The sequence below is a fragment of the Treponema pallidum subsp. pallidum str. Nichols genome, from assembly GCF_000410535.2.
Lineage (GTDB): Bacteria > Spirochaetota > Spirochaetia > Treponematales > Treponemataceae > Treponema > Treponema pallidum.
Window position 1 is genome coordinate 1,092,243 of sequence record NC_021490.2, and the last position, 17,270, is coordinate 1,109,512.

Below are 17,270 nucleotides of genomic sequence, written 5' to 3' on the forward strand. Positions count from 1 at the left end.
ATAACCGTTACAGACGACACGCCTCTACCATGTACCGAACTGATGCTCCATCAGGGGCATATCCGTGCTTTTCAACAACAAAAATCAAAGCGTCCTGCTGCTCATTAATAAGTACTTTTTTTAAGGCGTAATTTTTCACCCCCGGTCGCACATAGCCGCGCTGCCCCACCACACGCGAAACTTTGCTTCCATTCGGTCTTGTCATTTCAACCGTCAAATAGAACGACACACCCAGCTCTGTTGTCCGTTCTACATGCATAACCACCACATATTCTACATTCGTTTTAAAATCTCGAAACAGTAGCGTCTCTTCCCCCATCCGATCCTCAGCCTGCACGTACAGAGTACGCCCCAAACGCAGCGCAGAAATATCTGCACGTTGCAAGAGAGATTGCGCGCGGTTCTGCAACGCAAGAAAGACATCCATGCTTCGTTTGCCTTTTGTTTCTCGCGTCGGCGTTGTGCGCACTACCCCTCCCTGCACAAAACGGTTTGATTCTACGTCCACCACATAGATATCCGCATACGCCTGATACAACCCATCAGTTACCCCGTGCTGTCCAAAGGCAAATGTCTTTCCGTGCGCAGAAAATCCCAAATTCACAAAGGTCGCGATATCTCCCGCCATGGCAGACTTCGTACATAACGTCAAAAACACCGCTGCCAGATAGCACACCCATGCTATTCTCCTTTGCTTCTCGCCACGCGCACGCACAGTACCTATCCGTTTGCATCGATTACCCACACATCCTGTTCTACCCATACGTCCTCCGCGCCCGCAGCTTCGGCACCTTTCGCCAATCTCCTTAAGAAGACTCCTGATCGCAGCACAACTTTACATAACACGCATGCACCGCCTACAATGGCCCGGTGACCATCGCTGGACGAAACAAAGTCGTCGCGTTCTCCATCGTACTTTCCGCCCTGCTGTGCAGCATTTCCCTTTTACAGGCCGCGTTCGTGCTATCTGGTGGTTCACTCCCACAACTTGCCGTTGCGCGCGTTCCTCCCCTGTTACACACCACTGGCCGTGCGTTCATGCATGTGCTCACTTTCTTGCTACCGGAAGCAGCTGCTCGCTCGCTTGCTGCGGTGTCCACCGCACCCTCAAATAGCAGTACCTTGGTGGCAATCCTCGGTACGGGTCTTTCTGCACCACTCTTGCTTACTTACCTCCTTCGTCGCTTCGAAAAAACACATGCGGTCGAGATATCCTATTTTTCTCTTTTTCTGTGCGCACTCAACTTCGAAGGAGTCCGTCTTTTCCTCCCCATACTCTACACAGGCACGCTTACCACATACGCAGGGAATGTTCCCATGCAAATCGTCATGTTCTTCCGGAGTCTGGCACTGCTTGCTCTCTTTGCAAGTGGCATTTTTGCGAAAAAGACACTCACACGACAGGAAGGGGCCGTTGTCTTTGTGCTGTGCACGGTGGCGTTTCTTATTAGCCGATACACTACGATACACACTATACACGCATATCGTCCCTCACAGAGCACACAGGGAGCTATACTGCTGGCACAGCCGATCTCAGAATCCGGATCTATCATAGATAGTACTGGTGAAGAAAAAACGCTCAAAGTGCGCAGCTCCGCCCACAGAAAAACACGGATCCTGGTGACCCCACAGAGGAACTTCACGTTCTACTACGGGAGTCACGCGTGGCACCGGTGGTTTTTCTGGACAACGGCAGTCCTCAGCGCACTTTCTTACGGGGTGCTCGGCCACACGTTGCAAATCTCCCATTACTACATCGCGGCGGCAGCATTACCTTTTGTGATTGCAGGTTACCGATTGCTCACACACGGACTCACGTGGAGCGCCTGTATCGTTGGACTCTTCTTGCTGAACACCGCAAGCGTGTTCTTTATCCGCAGCGTCCACCGGGTACACATATGGCAGTAGTCACTGCGGTAGAGATCATGCTCTAAGCCTCCGAGCAATCAAGTGGCCGGCGCCCACGCAGGCTGTGCGCCAATGTCGTTCGGTCGATATATTCTAAGTCCCCCCCTACGGGGATACCAGACGCTAGACGCGTTACTATTACCGGAAAGTTTGCAAGGATTTTTTGCACATACAAGGCGGTGGTATCCCCTTCCACGGTGGGATTCAACGCCAGAATAACTTCCCGTACTGAACTCTCTTGCAACCGTTTCAGCAACGCCGCAATACGGAGCTGGTCAGGACCGACCCCCTCAAGCGGTGCAATGACTCCTCCTAACACGTGGAATAAACCCCGATACTCCCCCACACCCGCCATCATTTCCACGTCCTGCGCACGCTCCACTACACAAATGATGCCTCGGTCCCGAGACGCATCCGTGCACAACGCGCAGGTCCTCCCCTCACAGAAAGCACCGCAGCACACACACCGATATACGCGCTCATGCAAACACGCAATCCCGCGCGCAAGAACCTGCGCTTCAGCGGGGTCACGTTTCAAAAGGTGATAGGCAAGGCGCGTCGCCAGCTTTACTCCAATACCCGGGAGACGAGATAAATGCTCCACTACTTCTTCAATCGCCGGTATCATCACACATCCCCTGGTACAAAATCCCCATATTGAACTGACAGCTTTCGCACTCTTCCTACCCGTCTGTCGCTACTCAATACGGAGTACGCACAGCCCCTGCTATTTTCCCCTCCCCAGGTACACACCGTGCAGTACCTTCATACACACGCACCACGTGCCCTTGCACACAATCACAGAGAAGCTTCACCTGTGCAGGCAGATCTCCACTCACCCTATCACACTCCTGCCCAGAGATAAGCAAAGAAGTTGTAAAGAGAGCAGATGGGGCAGGACTCTGAGGAAGATGGGAGGGCGCGACTTTTGACGAAGGCACCGAATCCAGAAGTACGCGAACGCATACCTCCCGTCCCAGTAATTCTGACGCATACTCCTTGAGCAGCGACGCGTGCTGAGAGATAACGCTGCGCTCATAATGCGTGCGTACGCACATGCACACAGAAGTATCTTCCTCGCGCCAAGAATATGAAGAACCAAGCGCTGTTGCCAACATCTGGTGTGACGCGCGCAACTTTTCTACCAAGGCATCTTGTAACGCACGCACGGTACATACTGATGTTGACATAGGGGGACGTATACCGTGTGGGGAGACGACACCTGTTTCCCCATCGTCCGAACCTACAGACGCAGAACACACCCCGGGAACTGCATGCGTGTCCAGTATCTGCTGCACACTATCCAATGCAACGCGTACTTCTTGAATTGAGACATACTCACTCAACCACGCTAAACGCGAAATTGCGAGCTCCAATTCATACCGCGGATCTACTGAAAAACGAATGTCGCGAAACAGTTGCAGTAACAGTCCAAGCGCCCGCTCAATCTGCGACGCATTCCATGTGGTACGCACGTACTCAGGCACTTGGTTTGCCGCTATTCCTACCAGTGACTCATTTGTAATTCCCTGCGTGAAAAGCAACAGTGCACGCGCATAGCGGACACAGTCGATTACGCACTGTTCAACGGAGACACCAGAACTTACCAAAGCATCTACCAATTCCAAGGCGGCGCGAGCATCTTTGCGGCAGCAATGTGAAAACAGTGCTGCAAGTGAGTCGTCAGTCATTAGCCCGAGTTTTTTTTGAATGTTCTCAAGTGTTACCGGCCCTGCGCAAGACACCACGGTTTGATCGAACAAAGTATATGCGTCTCGCATGCTACCGGCTGACTCACGCGCAATCCAAGACAGTACTCCGTCTTCAACTGCAATCTGCATCTGCTGGGCAGCTTGCGCCAACGCACAAACAAGCGTCTGAGTATCTACCAAACGAAAATGAAATTGTTGACAGCGACTTTTTACCGTTGCAGGAATCCTGTGCACCTCCGTTGTTGCAAAGATAAATACCACATACGGCGGAGGCTCTTCGATTGTCTTCAACAGTGCATTAAAGGCACTGTTTGAAAGCATATGCACCTCATCAATAATAAAAACCTTGTAACGCGTCCCATGAGGTGGAAAGAGAATCTCTTCCTTAATCTGACGTACGTCGCCCACCCCTGTGTGTGACGCACCGTCAATTTCGATAACATTTAAATTAGTACCGGTGGCAATCTCTCTACAAGACGGACACTCTCCACACGGTTCAGACGCTTCTCTTTGCACACAATTCAATGCCTTTGCAAGGATACGCGCACAGCTGGTCTTACCACACCCATGTGGGCCGGAAAACAAATACGCAGGAGAAACTTTGTTCTCCTCAAGAGATTTTTGCAGTGTTGCCACTACAAACTTCTGACCCAACACGTGCTGAAAACGTTGCGGCCGATACCGTGTTGCCGTCACTTGATACGCCACTGATCCTTCCCCCTGTCAGACGGCACCACTCACATGGAAATACAAATGCACAAAACATTCATACGTCCAAACGCGCATATATTGCATTCTCTTCAATAAACTTACGGCGCGGTTCGACATCTTCACCCATGAGAGTACTAAACACCCGGTCTGCTTCCACCGCATCTGAGAGCACCACCTGCATCATCTTGCGACGCACTGGATTCATAGTTGTCTCCCAAAGCTGAGTGCCATCCATTTCCCCCAGACCTTTATAACGCTGCACAGCGACACCACTTTTTTTACCGATACTTTCTAGCGCTTCGTCACGCTCTGTGTCGCTATACACATACAGTTCCTTTTTACTCCACGCAATGCGATACAAAGGCGGCATCGCAAGATATACGTAACCAGCTTCAATTATTTGCGGCAGGTATCGAAAGAAGAACGTTAAAAGAAGCGTACGGATGTGAGAGCCATCCACGTCCGCATCCGCCATGATGATCACTTTATGATAGCGAATCCTTGTTAAATCAAAATCCTTGCCAACACCTGTACCGAGCGTTGCGATAATTGGCTGTAATTTTTCGTTATGCAAGACCTTATCCAAACGTGTCTTTTCCACGTTCAGCATCTTCCCCCACAAAGGCAAAATGGCCTGTGTCTTGCTGTCCCGTCCTTTTTTCGCCGAACCTCCTGCAGAATCCCCTTCCACAATATATACTTCGCACTTCGCCGGATCCTTGAGCGAACAGTCGGCCAACTTTCCCGGCAACCCAAAACTATCCATTCCACTTTTTCTGCGCGCAGCTTCCTTTGCACGACGTGCTGCAAGACGCGCCTGCGCCTCTGCAATGCTCTTTTCAAGAATCTTTGTAAGCACACCTGGATTTTGCTCAAAATAGAGCGTCAGACGCTCCCCCACCAAAGAATCAACAATACCCCGCACCTCACTGTTTCCCAACTTCGTCTTTGTCTGCCCTTCAAACTGGGGTTCAGGAATTTTCACAGAAAGCACCACTGTCAATCCAGCACGCACATCTTCCCCAACGAGCTTTTCTTCCCTTTCTATCTTCTTTGCAAGCTTTGGACTTTTTTTCAAAAAATCGTTCGCCACACGCGTAAGTGCCGACTTAAATCCTTCAAGATGCGTGCCCCCCTCACGGGTATTAATATCATTGACAAATGACTGCACGTTTTCCGTATAACCATCGTGATATTGCAACGCAACTTCCACTAAAACATCCGACTTCGATCCCTCAATGTACAGAGGACGTTCGGGCACAACTGATTTACCGCGGTTTAAATAACTGACAAAATGACGAATACCTCCTTCGAACGCAAATTCAACCTGTTTAGCGGTCGCCAACCGCTCATCACGCAACTGAATAACTACCGTGCTATTCAAAAAAGCAAGTTCACGCAAACGCGTCAGGAGTACGTCAAAATCATAGGCCACCGTTTCTTTGAAAATGGATGGGTCCGCCTGCCAGCGGATAATAGTGCCACGTTTTTCCGACACTCCCCGCTTCTCTACTGGAGCAAGCGGCATCCCCACATTAAACTTCTGATAATACTCAGCACCATCACGATACACTGTCACTTCTACCCACAACGACAGCGCGTTGACCACAGAAACTCCAACTCCGTGGAGTCCACCCGACACCTTATACGATTTCTTGTCAAACTTCCCCCCCGCATGTAACTTAGTAAGTACAACCTCAAGCGCACTAACCCCCTCATGAGGGTGCACGTCAACAGGAATACCTCGCCCGTTGTCTTCAACACGCACGACGTTTCCTTGTTCGAGCACCACGGTGATACGATCACAGTACCCAGCCATGGCTTCATCGATACAGTTATCCACCACCTCGTACACCAGATGGTGCAATCCATTAGGACCGGTAGAGCCGATATACATCCCCGGACGCTTGCGTACCGCTTCAAGACCTTCCAATACAGTAATGCTACTCGCTGAGTACTCAATCCCCATAACTGACCGCTCTCCTTTTCATCAGCATACCTATGACCACATTCACCTTTTTAAGACACAGAAAGGCAATACTCTTGCTGCTCACACAGACGAGCGCACTATAGACTTCTACTGCTGCAGGCCAGAGCGTAATTTTTCTTCAAAGCGCGCACGTTCCTTCCCCTCAAGGGAGAGACCCTCTCCAGCCAGTAAGGCCTTAAGCGCAGCAAACTCCCGCCCTGAAAACTGCACCCCATCTTTTTCATGATTTTCAAAAGAGGCGGTAGCGCACGGCGCAACTGCACGGGTAATTTCAATGATTACCTCTGCATACGCACGAATCTCTGCTTGCGCATGAGCGCTCGCACGTAAACGCAAAAAATGAAAAAGATTGTGTAAATCAATCTGCCAATACCACTCGGTGTAAAGCGAAAGCGGCACGTTAATACGCGCTAGCTCCCGCGCGATGTTCTTTTGAATCAATGCGTCGTAAGCGGCACACGCCGCTTTCTGCTGAGCTTCAAACGCTGCCCGCACTTCCTGCTGCTGTTCAGGAGAGATACCTTCGGACGCGCGGCCCTGCTTGTTACGCGTGGACTGAACTGCAACTGAAGTTTCCTGCGGAACATAACAGTCATGACTAAGAAGCGAATAACGACTAGACACCTCACTGATGCGAGCAGTGCGATGCCGCATCCACTGACGCGCGACAAAAATCGGTGCACGTACATGGAAGGTAAGGACCACCTGCTCAAAAGGAGACGTATGCTTATTGCGTAAAAGAAAATCGATAAGCGCCGCATCGTCACGCGCAGTCCTAGTCCCCGCACCGTAAGAAACACGCGCTGCCTGCACAATGCGTGCATCCCCTCCCAGGTAATCTATCAAACGCACGAAACCCTTATCCAATACAGAAAAACGCCGGTCCAAAATATCTTCGGCAGCTTCTACTACACAGTGTGCCACCGCCCCGTTATAACAGAAAAAGCACACACGATCCAGAGCGATACTGACCGCCACACCGGCTTGAAGCGTACGCAACGTCACAAAGAAAGCCTACACAGTGGACAGTGTTATGCAAGCACGCTCCTACGAGGCACAATACCCACACAAATCTATTTCGAGCGACTGGCTTCGTACGTAGTATAGTGACTTCATTCCTACTTCCCACGCATACACGTACAAATCTAGAACCTGCTTCAGTGTAAAGTCCGTTGTAATGTACAGATTCACTGACTGTGCCTGGTCAATATGTCGTTGCCGCAGACCCGCAGCACGGATACTCCAACGCTGCTCCACTGCGTGTGCACTTTTATACAGTGGACAGGTCTTCTGCGAAAGAGAAGGAGCTACGCGTGGCATTAGCATGCCTTTCTTTTCCTCGAGGAAATACTGCTTCATAATAGGATCTACACCCGCAGTGGTCCCTGCAATGATAGACGTAGAACTAGTTGGCGCGACTGCAAGTAAGTAACCGTTGCGCATCCCATGTGTTGCTACCTCACGCTGCAAACGTTGCCAGTCTTCAGAGACATAGCCGCGTTTGCGAAAATACGCACCGGTACACCAATCGCTCCCAGTGAAACACCCATACGCACCCTTCTCGCGCGCGATTGTCATACTCGCTTCAATTGCGGCACGGTTAATGCGCTCAAATATTCTGTCCGCAAATGCAAGATGTTCATCACTTTCCCAATCGATTCCTTGCTGGGCAAGCACGTGATGGTAGCCTGAAACACCTAAACCAATAGCACGATAATACGCATTGGTTACCTGTGCATAGGGAACCGGATAATATGTCAAATCGATCACGTTGTCTAATGCACGTACCGCCACACGCACTACCTCGCGCAACTCCTTATCATCTGAAAGGTCAATATTGCTCAGCACCAACGACGCGAGGTTACATACAACAAAATCCCCCGGCCGCGTTGTCTGCACCACTACCTTTTGTCCATCAACCTCGGTGATTTTTACGCTTACTAAATTAATAGCGCTCATGTTCTGCGCAATTTCAGTACACAAATTAGAACAGTAAATAATTCCCCGATGCCCATTGGGATTTGCACGGTTTGCATGATCTCGGTAAAACGCAAAGGGAGTACCGGTTTCCACCACAGATTTTAGCACCAAGCGCACCAACTCCTTAATCGGAATGGTCCTCTTAGAGATACGCGCATCCTTTACACAATCCCAGTAGCGCTTCTCCCATTCCTCCGCATAAAAATCCTCCAAAGCATAGCCTTTCACCGTAAGAATCTCATGCGGACACATTAAATACCACGACGCCCCCAAATTATCGCGTACTGTCTTCCAGAACAAATCTGGATAACAGACCGCAGGAAATACGTCATGTGCTTTCATGCGGTCATCCCCATTATTAGTCCGTAATTGCAAAAATTCCGGAATATCCTTGTGCCATACATCCAAATACACTGCCACCGAGCCTTGGCGTACTCCTAGTTGATCTACTGCAACTGCAGTATCATTGGCGAGCTTAATCCAACGGAGAATACCACCTGCAGCACCCTGGAACCCCCGAATGGGAGCGCCTACCGCACGCACTTTTCCAAAGTACAGCCCCATCCCTCCCCCAAACTTAGATACCTGGGAAAAATTGTCGATGCTGCGGTAGATACCGTCGAGCGAATCTGGCACCGTATCAACGAAACACGAGGAAAGTTGATGAAAAGGTTTGCGCGCGTTTGAAAGCGTAGGTGTTGCGACCGTAACCTGCAACTTGCTGAGGACTGTATAAAAGCGTTTTACCCATTGCATACGATCTTGGGTTTCATTCATCGCTAGATGCAGTGCAATACCGAGAAACATCTCCTGAGGAGTTTCAAGAGGTACATGCGCACGCGTTCTGATCACATAGCGACGCAGAATCATATCCAGACTGCTGTACGTAAACAATTTATCGCGACTACACTCAAGATACGTGGCAGCTTCCTCAATTTCTGCCCGACTATAGTGCGTGCGGATGTACACCCCATATAGACCGGCCTCTTCAAGATAAGTTATTTTCTCGTAGAAGGAGTGAATATTTAACTTTTCCAAAGATGTTCCTAGCGCGAGTGAAAAGTCGAGCATAAGCAAGCGCGCAGCAATAAGCTCCCACTGGGGAGCCTCTTGGGCAGTCAGTTCCACCGCTGCCTTAATAAGCAGTTGCATACTCCGACGCTCGTCCGTAACTTCTTTTTTAAAGAGCAGGAACTTACTGGCGAGTGCATCGAGACTGTACTCAGGAAACGGAAAGTCTTGTTGGATTTCTTTCAGTACACCGAGCACTGAAGAGTCAGTAAAACAGCACGCAATCTGTTCTCTTGCAATACGCTTTTTTGTGCGATCGTCACGGTACAGGATAAAACTCTTCACTTCATCGCTGTGATTGTATTTGGTAAGAGTCTTTTCGACAAAGTCCTGAATCTTTTCCACGTGAACAGGAACGCCCGCACGGTTCATCTCAAAAAGCTGTCGCTCAACCTCCGCGGCAAGATCTGTGATGATAGCAGGAACTTCAGGAGCAAGAGGATTCTGGACACTTCTAAAAGCAGCACTGATAGCAACAATTATTTTCTCGCGCATGTAAGGTTGCGGTTCGCCATTTCGCTTGATGATATGCATATATCTCTCCGTCCGAACGCGGATTATGGGCCAAAAATAACATTTGGGTAAGAGTTCTCACTTCCACTCCTAGACTCGTTCTTTACGCTTCCCCCACAGAGACGCGCGGAAGAAAACACCCCCGTGCTACCAACCAAGAATCTCTTGCATAAAGGTGTCAGCACCCTTTTCCCGATTTAAAATAGCGTACAGTCCCGCGCAAATTGGAACCTTCAACCGATCCCGCTCAGCCAGGCGCTGCACATGCATACAGGCAACTACCCCTTCCGCCAGATACCCTACTTCGGGCAAACGACTCACGAGATCCTGTATTCCAGAAAAGGAATCAAGGATCCCCTTATGCACTATGTCGCGTCCGAAACGTCGGTTGCGTCCATACGCGCTGCGACACGTCACATCCAAATCTCCTATTCCTGCAAGCGATGTGAATGTTTCAGGATGTGTAGAACCCAACTGTTTTCCAATGGTTTGAATTTCATTCAAGCCCGCTGCGAGCAGCATCGACTCTGTATTGTCCCCAAAAGCTTCAGAATGCTCAGCCATCGCATCCAAAAGACCAAATGCAATGGCAATCACGTTTTTTACCGCTGCACACACTTGCACCCCAACAACATCAAGACTGGAATACACCTGCACCCTCTTCGAGCGCAGCAATTCCCGCACCCGAATGGCCGCCATAGGATTTTGGCTCGCTGCAATAAGTCCGGTCACCTTTCCCTGCGCTACCTCCTGTGCATGGCTTGGACCCGAAATATACACGAGCTGCCCGTGCGCCCCAGACGGCAACAACGCACCCAGCGCATCGGTAATTAGATGAGGCATCCCTTCCTGATCCGGAATAAATCCTTTTGTCAAAATACCAATAAGGGGATATTCCTGTCCTACGGCAGCAGTACGCAACCTCTGAAAACGAGGAGTGGTATTCATAAGCGCAGCTACTTCAGCCAAATAGCACGAAGGAACCGCTAATACAATAAGATCCGCGCCGGCACAGACATATGCCATATCGGGAGAGGCACACAAGGCTGCGGGCAACGTAATGCCCGGCAGATACTGAACATTTTCGTTTCGTGCATTGATAGCATCGCACGTCTGCCTACGACGGGCCCACAGCATTACGGTGTGACCGTTTACGGTGAGAGACGCAGCAAGCGCCGTGCCCCATGCCCCTCCACCGAGTATTGCAATCGAAGCCATGATTCCTAACCCCTCCCCTGATCCTCACCTTTCTTCAGCAAGAGGAAACATGATCACCGTATCGAAAAAGAACACGCACCGCAGACCCTAAACTTTTTAGAAAAAATCGTAATTCCCGTCACGCCATTCAACAAAATCTTGCGCAGAAAAGTAGAGCGCTAGTTCTCGTGCAGCGCTCTCGGGAGAATCAGAAGCATGGACAATATTAGTAGTGGTGCGTAGCGCAAAATCACCACGAATCGTTCCCGGTTGAGCGTGCTCCACACGCGTAGAGCCACAAAGCGTGCGCACAAGACTGATAGCATTCTCCCCCTTGAATGCGAGTGCAACCACCGGTGCGCTCGTAATATAAGCGATAAGCGAAGGATAAAAAGGCTTCTCGCGATGCTCCGCGTAATGCAACTCCGCAGTAGCTGTATCGACGCACAACAGCCTGAGCGCAGTCAGCACGAGCCCTTTGCGCTCGAAGCGACTCAAAACCTCCCCTACCAGTCTACGTTGAAGAACACCCGGCTTAAGCATGACGAAAGTTGTTTCAAATGCCATATGATTTCCTCGTCCTAGCTAATACACGTGGCGCGCCAGCGTACCCACCATTCTTTCTTTATGCAAGTCCTCCCCACACTTTCTCTTTTTACCCTTCCTTCACCGTATGGTGAGTCACCCTGTCCTTATTCGCATAAAGACAGCAACCGTTTTTTTCTCCACGCACTGAGTAAGGTGACTGTCGCTGCCTGATCTGTTACTACAAGCTGACACAGAAGATCTCGCGTGGCACGCCCCAGCTTTGGGAATGCAGCCATCTCTGCCGGGTAAAAGGCAGAGAGGACGTACTGCGCTATATTCACACTCTCACTGGGTGGACGCCCGATGCCTATGCGCAACCGCCAAAAATCTGCGGTACCAAGCACTTCCTTGATAGAGCGCAACCCATTGTGTCCTCCAAGCCCTCCGCCTTGTTTTAAACTCACCACACCGAACGGTAATTCTAATTCATCGTGCACTACTAAGAGCTGCTTCGCATCCGTCTGCAAAAAGGCACATGCTGCCCCTACGCTTTTCCCAGAACGGTTCATATAAGTCAGCGGTTTCAAAAGCCAAACTTCTTCGCTTGACCCTTCAAACCCTTCAATACGCGCAATCGACCCCCGACATCCGCATCGCCAAGGAAGCACGATGGATGGGAAAAGGTACGTTAAAAGCAACCATGCAGCATTGTGCCGCGTTTCTTCGTACTCTGCACCAGGATTTCCTAAAAACACTATAAGTTGTATGCCCAACGCGTCCTGCTCCTATTTCATACGCCTCTGATGTCTACGCTATGTAGGAATCCAGTCTGTGTTGACGGGCACAGCTACGGATACGCAACAAAGCCTTTTTTTCTATTTGGCGAACGCGCTCCTTTGTTATCTGAAAAATTTCTCCAATCTCTTGCAGAGAACGCCGTTCATACCCGCCAAGTCCAAATCGATAGCGGATGACCTGCGCATCACGCGCAGGCAAAAGTCGTAAAATCTTTGCAATATCAGCTTGCAATGCACATGCAAGCATATGCTCCTCAGGCTGCGCGTAAAGATCGTCCGGCACGCAGTCACCTATACGCAGTCCATCAACATCCCCAGACTCACCACGACTTCCCGAGGCTCCAAGCGGAGCATCTAGAGATAGCGGCGTGTGCCAGATGTGAACTTCTTCCACTGTTGGCACAGCTCGGCACATCGTTGCACGCCTTTTGCCATATCTGTTGCCTCCCTGTGTTTTCGATATACCAACATTCACCGAGGTAACAGGAGGTATGTACTCATACGTGCTCTTTGCAGCACGAATACGACTCACGGGCAACCGGATGATGCGTGCTTTTTCGTTCAGTGCCTTGAGGATAGACTGGCGAATCCAACAGGCAGCGTAAGAAATAAAGCGACACCCCCTTGCTGGATTGAACCGCTCGGCAGCCGTCAAAAGACCAATATTGCCTTCACTGATAAGATCGGCAAGGGGTAAGCCACACGTGCGGTAATGCCTGGCAACACTGATAACAAAGCGTACGTTTGCACGCACGAGCGCGTTTTTAGCTTGCGCATCCCCGGCATAGGCAGCACATGCACATGCATATTCTTCCTTTTCGTTCATGAGCGGTATCCGTTTCAGGTCATTCAAATATGCCGTGAGAGTATTCTCATCGTGGCGGAACTGCATTTGTCTCACAGAGTACTCCTTTTGTTCGAAAGGTACGTACCATATACTCAGCAAATATCATGCCATTTACGATAAACCAGAGGAGATCTGTTCGGTGTCCCTATCACGCCACTGGACCCTCTGTGCATACCTCCCTTTCCCACGGCGCGCTACAGTTCTCTTGATTCTTCAAAAGGAAATGTATAGAATGCGCCCCGCGCGGTGCGTGTAGGCATACGGCGCAAACGTGAAGATATGACTCGTTATGAGGAGGAACGCATGAAAATTATACCGCTCGCGGACCGTGTCCTGGTAAAAACTGATAAATCGGAAACTAAGACTGCTTCTGGAATCATCATCCCGGACACTGCGCAGGAGAAGATGCAAAGCGGTACCGTCATTGCTGTTGGTTCTGACTCGGAAAAGATAAAAGTTTCGGTGGGTCAGCGTGTCATGCACGATAAATATGCCGGAAACCCAGTAAAGATTGATGGAGAGGAGCACCTGCTGCTCAAGGGTGCTGATATCCTAGCTGTCATCGAGTAGTTTCATCTCTTTAACGGGCTTGCGCGCGCTGGAGCAGTGCACGCGCGGCCACCGTCTTTCCCTGTTGCTGCAAAAGTTGTCCTGCACGCTGGTACCATTCTCTCCAGCGCTGTGCTTTCCCCGCCGCCGGGCGCGCTCGAGGATGTTCTTCGGCCTCCCCCTCTCCCGCCTCCTTTTGAAGTTGTCGTACTGATTCGCGCGTTGCTTCGTCTGCCGCAAGCACAAAGTGTTCTGCAGCCGCGGTTTTCTTGCCCATCCGCTCAAGCACTATCGCTATGTTTGCGAACGCTGCGCTGCGCGCTTCCACAGCGCGTGTCGCTTCCACCAAGCCCCCGAGGATACTCTCCACCCTCCCCGTACGAGAAGCTGCAGCAAGTGCCCGATAGAAAGCATCCTCAGGACCACCTCCTGCATCACTGAGACCAAACGCTGACTCATATTCCCCAATTCGAAAAAAGAACCAACGTGCATACCGACGCACCTGTGTGTCCACAGGGAAGACTTCAAGCAACTGCCACAGCGCGCCCCGACTGCCCTGTAGTCTCTTTTGTGCAGGATAACAAAAACGAAAGTATTCCAATGCAAAACGCACATCTGCCCGCCCATGCATCGCCTCTTGTGCTAATTCCGCCAGCAATGACCGAGCCTCCACAGGAAAATGGGGAGACAAAAAGTGCTCCTGTTCCATCTGCACAGAATACACCCCCCTTTCAGAGAGCAATTCCGTAACAGAATCGCGCTGTCTGTGTGCTGCACGAAAGGCAATGCTCTCTCGCGCATAGCACGCAACGGCAGGATAGTACGTTTTATCCCCCTCAACACACTGCGCGAGCATCCGAACACGCTCCTGTGCATGAGGAGCAGTGAGTGCTAGATTGTAGAGTGCATGTGTGGATGTTCCAGGAAAACGGTCAACGTACGCGTACCAAAAAGCACGTGCACGCGCTCTATCCCCTCCATCGAAAGCGGCATCTGCCGCTAACAGCAAGTGAGTACGGGCGTGCGTCGAGGCGGCAGAGTACGTACCGAACAAATCTGCACGTGCAAGACTTATGGGGAGCAACTCAAAGACCAAAGAAAACTGTCCTGCGTCATAGGCGACTGTGGCCCAGAATGCCGTATTCTCCGGTGCCTCAGTACCCAGTATACGGGAGTACAGACGGAACGCAGCATGCAACTCCCCCACGCGGGCGTACGCACACGCGGCATTCTGGAGAAAGGCATGCATACCAGTGACACCAAAGGCTGCAAGCCAAAGCGCAGGAGCAATGCGGGCAAGTGCGATGCCAGTTGTATGCCGTATTGGCGGCGACGGTTCTACACGAAACTGCTCTTCTCCCCGGTCAAGAGGGAACGCCGTCACGTGCGCTTGATCTCTACCCCCCTGAACCTGAGAAAACTCAACAGGCTCCTCTGGCACGTGCTCGGCTCTCTCACTGTGAAAAGAGCCCCGAGATGGAGAGTCACCTCCTGTGCGCGAACCTATGAGAGCAGCCTTTATCAGTGCCTCTGCGCCAATACTCTCATATCCCTTGTGCACCACCCGGGGGACATAGGAGATTGCTTCCTCGAAACGAGCCTCCCGCAGGAGAAGATGTATCACCAATGCAGCAAGCCTGCCATCATCTGCACTTCTTCGTATGCCACGCTGGAGTGTACGCAGTGCCGCAGCGGAGGCTGAGAGTTCCATCTGACGCTTGGCAATACTCAGATACTGCGACGACTCTCGCGCGTGTCCCACCATACGCGCAAGACCGCGCAAGGCTGCGCCTTTGCGCTCCTGAGCAATCAGACTATCTGCACGCGCAAGTCTCTCCAAAAAGGGCCGACTCCCCCAAACGGAGCGATAGATGCATAGCCCAGCAATACCCACCCCAACTACTCCAAGGTAAGAGAGGAGGTGGCGCTTACTACGCACTTTTAGCAATGTTATCGAGCACACCATTTACAAAGCGGAAGGAGTCGTCCGTACCGAAATCCCGAGCGATACTGACCGCCTCGTGTATAACGACGACGGGGGGAATGTCTTTTTGAAAGAGTAGCGAATACGCACTTAGGCGCAGGATGGCCTTGTCCACCTTGTTCAAACGCACAAAATCCCAGTGTTCCAACCGTGAACTCACACAACCGTCAATTTCCCGCAGGTGCTCGAGCGTACCGAGAAAGAGGAGTCGGGAAAACCCCAAATCCTGGGTAGAAGGAGGCGGGTTTCTCCGCAACCAAGTAAACTGAGTTAACGTCTCCGGCGTGATGCCCGCCGCGTCCCAGGCAAAGAGAGCCTGAAAAGCCAGAATCCGAGCGCGCCTCCTCCCTATCTTTGGGAATACTTCACTCACCAGTCGAGCACCTTGCCGAGCTCTGCGTCAGCCAAGAATACCTTATAGGTACCAGACTTCCTCAGCTCCGCCGACACTTCCCGGATAGCGTCCTCGAGCGCTTTTTGTTGGATTTGGGAAGTAAGAAGATTCTTGATAAACTCGTAAAGCGAGACGGTCTTGTCAGGCTCCACCAAATCGCTGAGCGTTAGGATCTTCGCTTCCTCTTTCTTCAAAACTATGAAGCACTGATAGTCATTAGCCGTTTCATTCACGTCCGAAACAGCACCAACTCCCATGCCAAAAATTTCAAGCAACGCCTCCATCGTCAGACCAAGCTGCGTGGCAGTAACCGCAGTCTTCCCCAGGTATATTTCCCCGGCAGAGTAACCCGCCTGTGCACCATTTGCCTTACTCTTAATGTCAGCCGTGGCTTTGACACCGGAACTTTTAAGTTTCTTAACAAACTCTTGCGCTTTCGCCTTTGCAGCAGCAGGACCTGAACCCTTCGGGACAGAAATAAGAAACAACTTAACCGTGTCAGGGCGGAAAAAGGCCTGTTTATTAAGCTCGTAGTAGGAACGGATTTGAGAGTCCTCAGGTCCCTTCAAATTCCGAAACTCGTCTGCCTTCTTTTGTGCCACGTAGCGCTGCGTGCTCACCTGCGTCTTTAGAAACTTTTTGTATTCTGCCATAGTCATGCCGTTTTGCTGCTTCATGAACTGATCGAGCGAGATATTCTGCTTCTCCTTGACGTAATTGGCGAACTCAGCCTCCGTTACCGCACGTCCAATCTGTTGAGAAAGCATTCCATTAAAATACTGATTCACTTCAGCATCCGTTACCTGGATACCCGCCTTTTCTGCCGCTTGAGCAAAAAGCTTTTCGTCAATAAGACTGTCCATGAATTGTCTACGCTCAGCAGTGCTGAGCTTCTTTCCCATCTCTTTCTCAATCGCAGAAATTCTTGCCTTAATCTGTCCGAGCGTCACCGGCTCACGCCGGAATAAATTCACTTCGGCGATAGGCTGCAGCGCCGACTGCGCGTGCGCAAACCCCATACCCGCCACGCACAACAGAGCGGGAACTATGTATCTGCCCATGAGAACTCCCCGTAACAACCGCGACTCA

At 50.9% G+C, this 17,270-nt stretch carries 15 protein-coding genes; 2 read left to right on the forward strand and 13 right to left on the reverse strand.

The annotated features are described in order from the left end of the window. Nucleotides 1-7: 7 nt before the first annotated feature. The gene (locus tag TPANIC_RS04945) at nucleotides 8-763 is read right to left on the reverse strand and encodes a DUF2259 domain-containing protein (RefSeq protein WP_014342691.1); all 756 of its coding nucleotides are present in this window, start codon (nucleotides 761-763) and stop codon (nucleotides 8-10) included. Nucleotides 764-870: 107 nt separating this feature from the next. Here TPANIC_RS04945 and TPANIC_RS04950 point away from each other — a divergent pair, with 107 nt between their 5' ends. Beyond that, a complete protein-coding gene (locus TPANIC_RS04950; RefSeq protein ID WP_010882447.1) occupies nucleotides 871-1,908 on the forward strand; it encodes a hypothetical protein in 1,038 nt (345 codons plus the stop codon). A 22-nt stretch (nucleotides 1,909-1,930) separates the two neighbouring features. Here the strand turns inward: TPANIC_RS04950 and recR are convergent, their stop codons facing one another. From recR to TPANIC_RS04995, 9 genes are all read right to left on the reverse strand, one after another. Further along, complete coding sequence (recR, locus tag TPANIC_RS04955) at nucleotides 1,931-2,536, reverse strand: recombination mediator RecR (protein ID WP_010882448.1); 606 nt, start codon at nucleotides 2,534-2,536, stop codon at nucleotides 1,931-1,933. Nucleotides 2,537-2,609: 73 nt separating this feature from the next. Beyond that, nucleotides 2,610-4,328, reverse strand: coding sequence for a DNA polymerase III subunit gamma/tau (gene dnaX / locus TPANIC_RS04960; RefSeq protein WP_010882449.1), 1,719 nt, complete (start codon nucleotides 4,326-4,328; stop codon nucleotides 2,610-2,612). A 58-nt stretch (nucleotides 4,329-4,386) separates the two neighbouring features. Beyond that, nucleotides 4,387-6,300: a DNA topoisomerase (ATP-hydrolyzing) subunit B gene (gyrB, locus tag TPANIC_RS04965; protein ID WP_010882450.1), complete on the reverse strand. Its 1,914-nt coding sequence runs from the start codon at nucleotides 6,298-6,300 to the stop codon at nucleotides 4,387-4,389. Between the two features lie 108 nt (nucleotides 6,301-6,408). Continuing rightward, entirely contained in the window at nucleotides 6,409-7,326 is a 918-nt protein-coding gene (thyX, locus tag TPANIC_RS04970) for an FAD-dependent thymidylate synthase (RefSeq protein ID WP_010882451.1), read from the reverse strand. 42 nt (nucleotides 7,327-7,368) lie between these two features. Continuing rightward, complete coding sequence (locus TPANIC_RS04975; protein WP_010882452.1) at nucleotides 7,369-9,906, reverse strand: ribonucleoside-diphosphate reductase subunit alpha; 2,538 nt, start codon at nucleotides 9,904-9,906, stop codon at nucleotides 7,369-7,371. Between the two features lie 126 nt (nucleotides 9,907-10,032). Next, entirely contained in the window at nucleotides 10,033-11,103 is a 1,071-nt protein-coding gene (locus TPANIC_RS04980; RefSeq protein WP_010882453.1) for an NAD(P)H-dependent glycerol-3-phosphate dehydrogenase, read from the reverse strand. 96 nt (nucleotides 11,104-11,199) lie between these two features. Further along, nucleotides 11,200-11,649, reverse strand: a complete 450-nt coding sequence (gene ndk / locus TPANIC_RS04985) for a nucleoside-diphosphate kinase (RefSeq protein ID WP_010882454.1) — start codon at nucleotides 11,647-11,649, stop codon at nucleotides 11,200-11,202. 125 nt (nucleotides 11,650-11,774) lie between these two features. Beyond that, on the reverse strand, nucleotides 11,775-12,383 hold the full coding sequence (pth, locus tag TPANIC_RS04990) for an aminoacyl-tRNA hydrolase (RefSeq protein ID WP_010882455.1): 609 nt from the start codon (nucleotides 12,381-12,383) through the stop codon (nucleotides 11,775-11,777). A gap of 34 nt (nucleotides 12,384-12,417) precedes the next feature. Next, nucleotides 12,418-13,353 carry a sigma-70 family RNA polymerase sigma factor gene (locus tag TPANIC_RS04995; protein WP_010882456.1) on the reverse strand — a complete coding sequence of 312 codons (936 nt, stop codon included), beginning with the start codon at nucleotides 13,351-13,353 and terminating at the stop codon, nucleotides 12,418-12,420. Between the two features lie 204 nt (nucleotides 13,354-13,557). Between TPANIC_RS04995 and TPANIC_RS05000 the strand changes: the two genes are divergently transcribed. Further along, nucleotides 13,558-13,824 carry a co-chaperone GroES gene (locus TPANIC_RS05000; protein WP_010882457.1) on the forward strand — a complete coding sequence of 89 codons (267 nt, stop codon included), beginning with the start codon at nucleotides 13,558-13,560 and terminating at the stop codon, nucleotides 13,822-13,824. Between the two features lie 10 nt (nucleotides 13,825-13,834). Here the strand turns inward: TPANIC_RS05000 and TPANIC_RS05005 are convergent, their stop codons facing one another. Genes TPANIC_RS05005 through TPANIC_RS05015 form a run of 3 tightly spaced genes read right to left on the reverse strand, consistent with a single transcriptional unit; the run spans nucleotide 13,835 to nucleotide 17,242 of the window. Next, the gene (locus tag TPANIC_RS05005; RefSeq protein WP_010882458.1) at nucleotides 13,835-15,769 is read right to left on the reverse strand and encodes a hypothetical protein; all 1,935 of its coding nucleotides are present in this window, start codon (nucleotides 15,767-15,769) and stop codon (nucleotides 13,835-13,837) included. Further along, a complete protein-coding gene (gene nusB, locus TPANIC_RS05010; RefSeq protein ID WP_010882459.1) occupies nucleotides 15,735-16,160 on the reverse strand; it encodes a transcription antitermination factor NusB in 426 nt (141 codons plus the stop codon). The genes TPANIC_RS05005 and nusB overlap by 35 nt, the downstream gene beginning before the upstream one ends. Beyond that, a complete protein-coding gene (locus TPANIC_RS05015) occupies nucleotides 16,157-17,242 on the reverse strand; it encodes an MOSP complex formation periplasmic protein, TDE1658 family (RefSeq protein WP_010882460.1) in 1,086 nt (361 codons plus the stop codon). Before TPANIC_RS05015 ends, nusB begins: the two co-directional genes overlap by 4 nt. Between the last annotated feature and the right edge of the window lie 28 nt (nucleotides 17,243-17,270).

Coding starts and splice junctions, on each gene's coding strand:
- TPANIC_RS04945 (WP_014342691.1), bottom strand. CDS start 763: ATGGGTAGAACAGGATGTGTGGGTAATCGATGCAAACGGATAGGTACT.
- recR (WP_010882448.1), bottom strand. CDS start 2,536: ATGATACCGGCGATTGAAGAAGTAGTGGAGCATTTATCTCGTCTCCCG.
- gyrB (WP_010882450.1), bottom strand. CDS start 6,300: ATGGGGATTGAGTACTCAGCGAGTAGCATTACTGTATTGGAAGGTCTT.
- TPANIC_RS04975 (WP_010882452.1), bottom strand. CDS start 9,906: ATGCATATCATCAAGCGAAATGGCGAACCGCAACCTTACATGCGCGAG.
- TPANIC_RS04980 (WP_010882453.1), bottom strand. CDS start 11,103: ATGGCTTCGATTGCAATACTCGGTGGAGGGGCATGGGGCACGGCGCTT.
- ndk (WP_010882454.1), bottom strand. CDS start 11,649: ATGGCATTTGAAACAACTTTCGTCATGCTTAAGCCGGGTGTTCTTCAA.
- TPANIC_RS05000 (WP_010882457.1), top strand. CDS start 13,558: ATGAAAATTATACCGCTCGCGGACCGTGTCCTGGTAAAAACTGATAAA.
- TPANIC_RS05005 (WP_010882458.1), bottom strand. CDS start 15,769: ATGGTGTGCTCGATAACATTGCTAAAAGTGCGTAGTAAGCGCCACCTC.
- TPANIC_RS05015 (WP_010882460.1), bottom strand. CDS start 17,242: ATGGGCAGATACATAGTTCCCGCTCTGTTGTGCGTGGCGGGTATGGGG.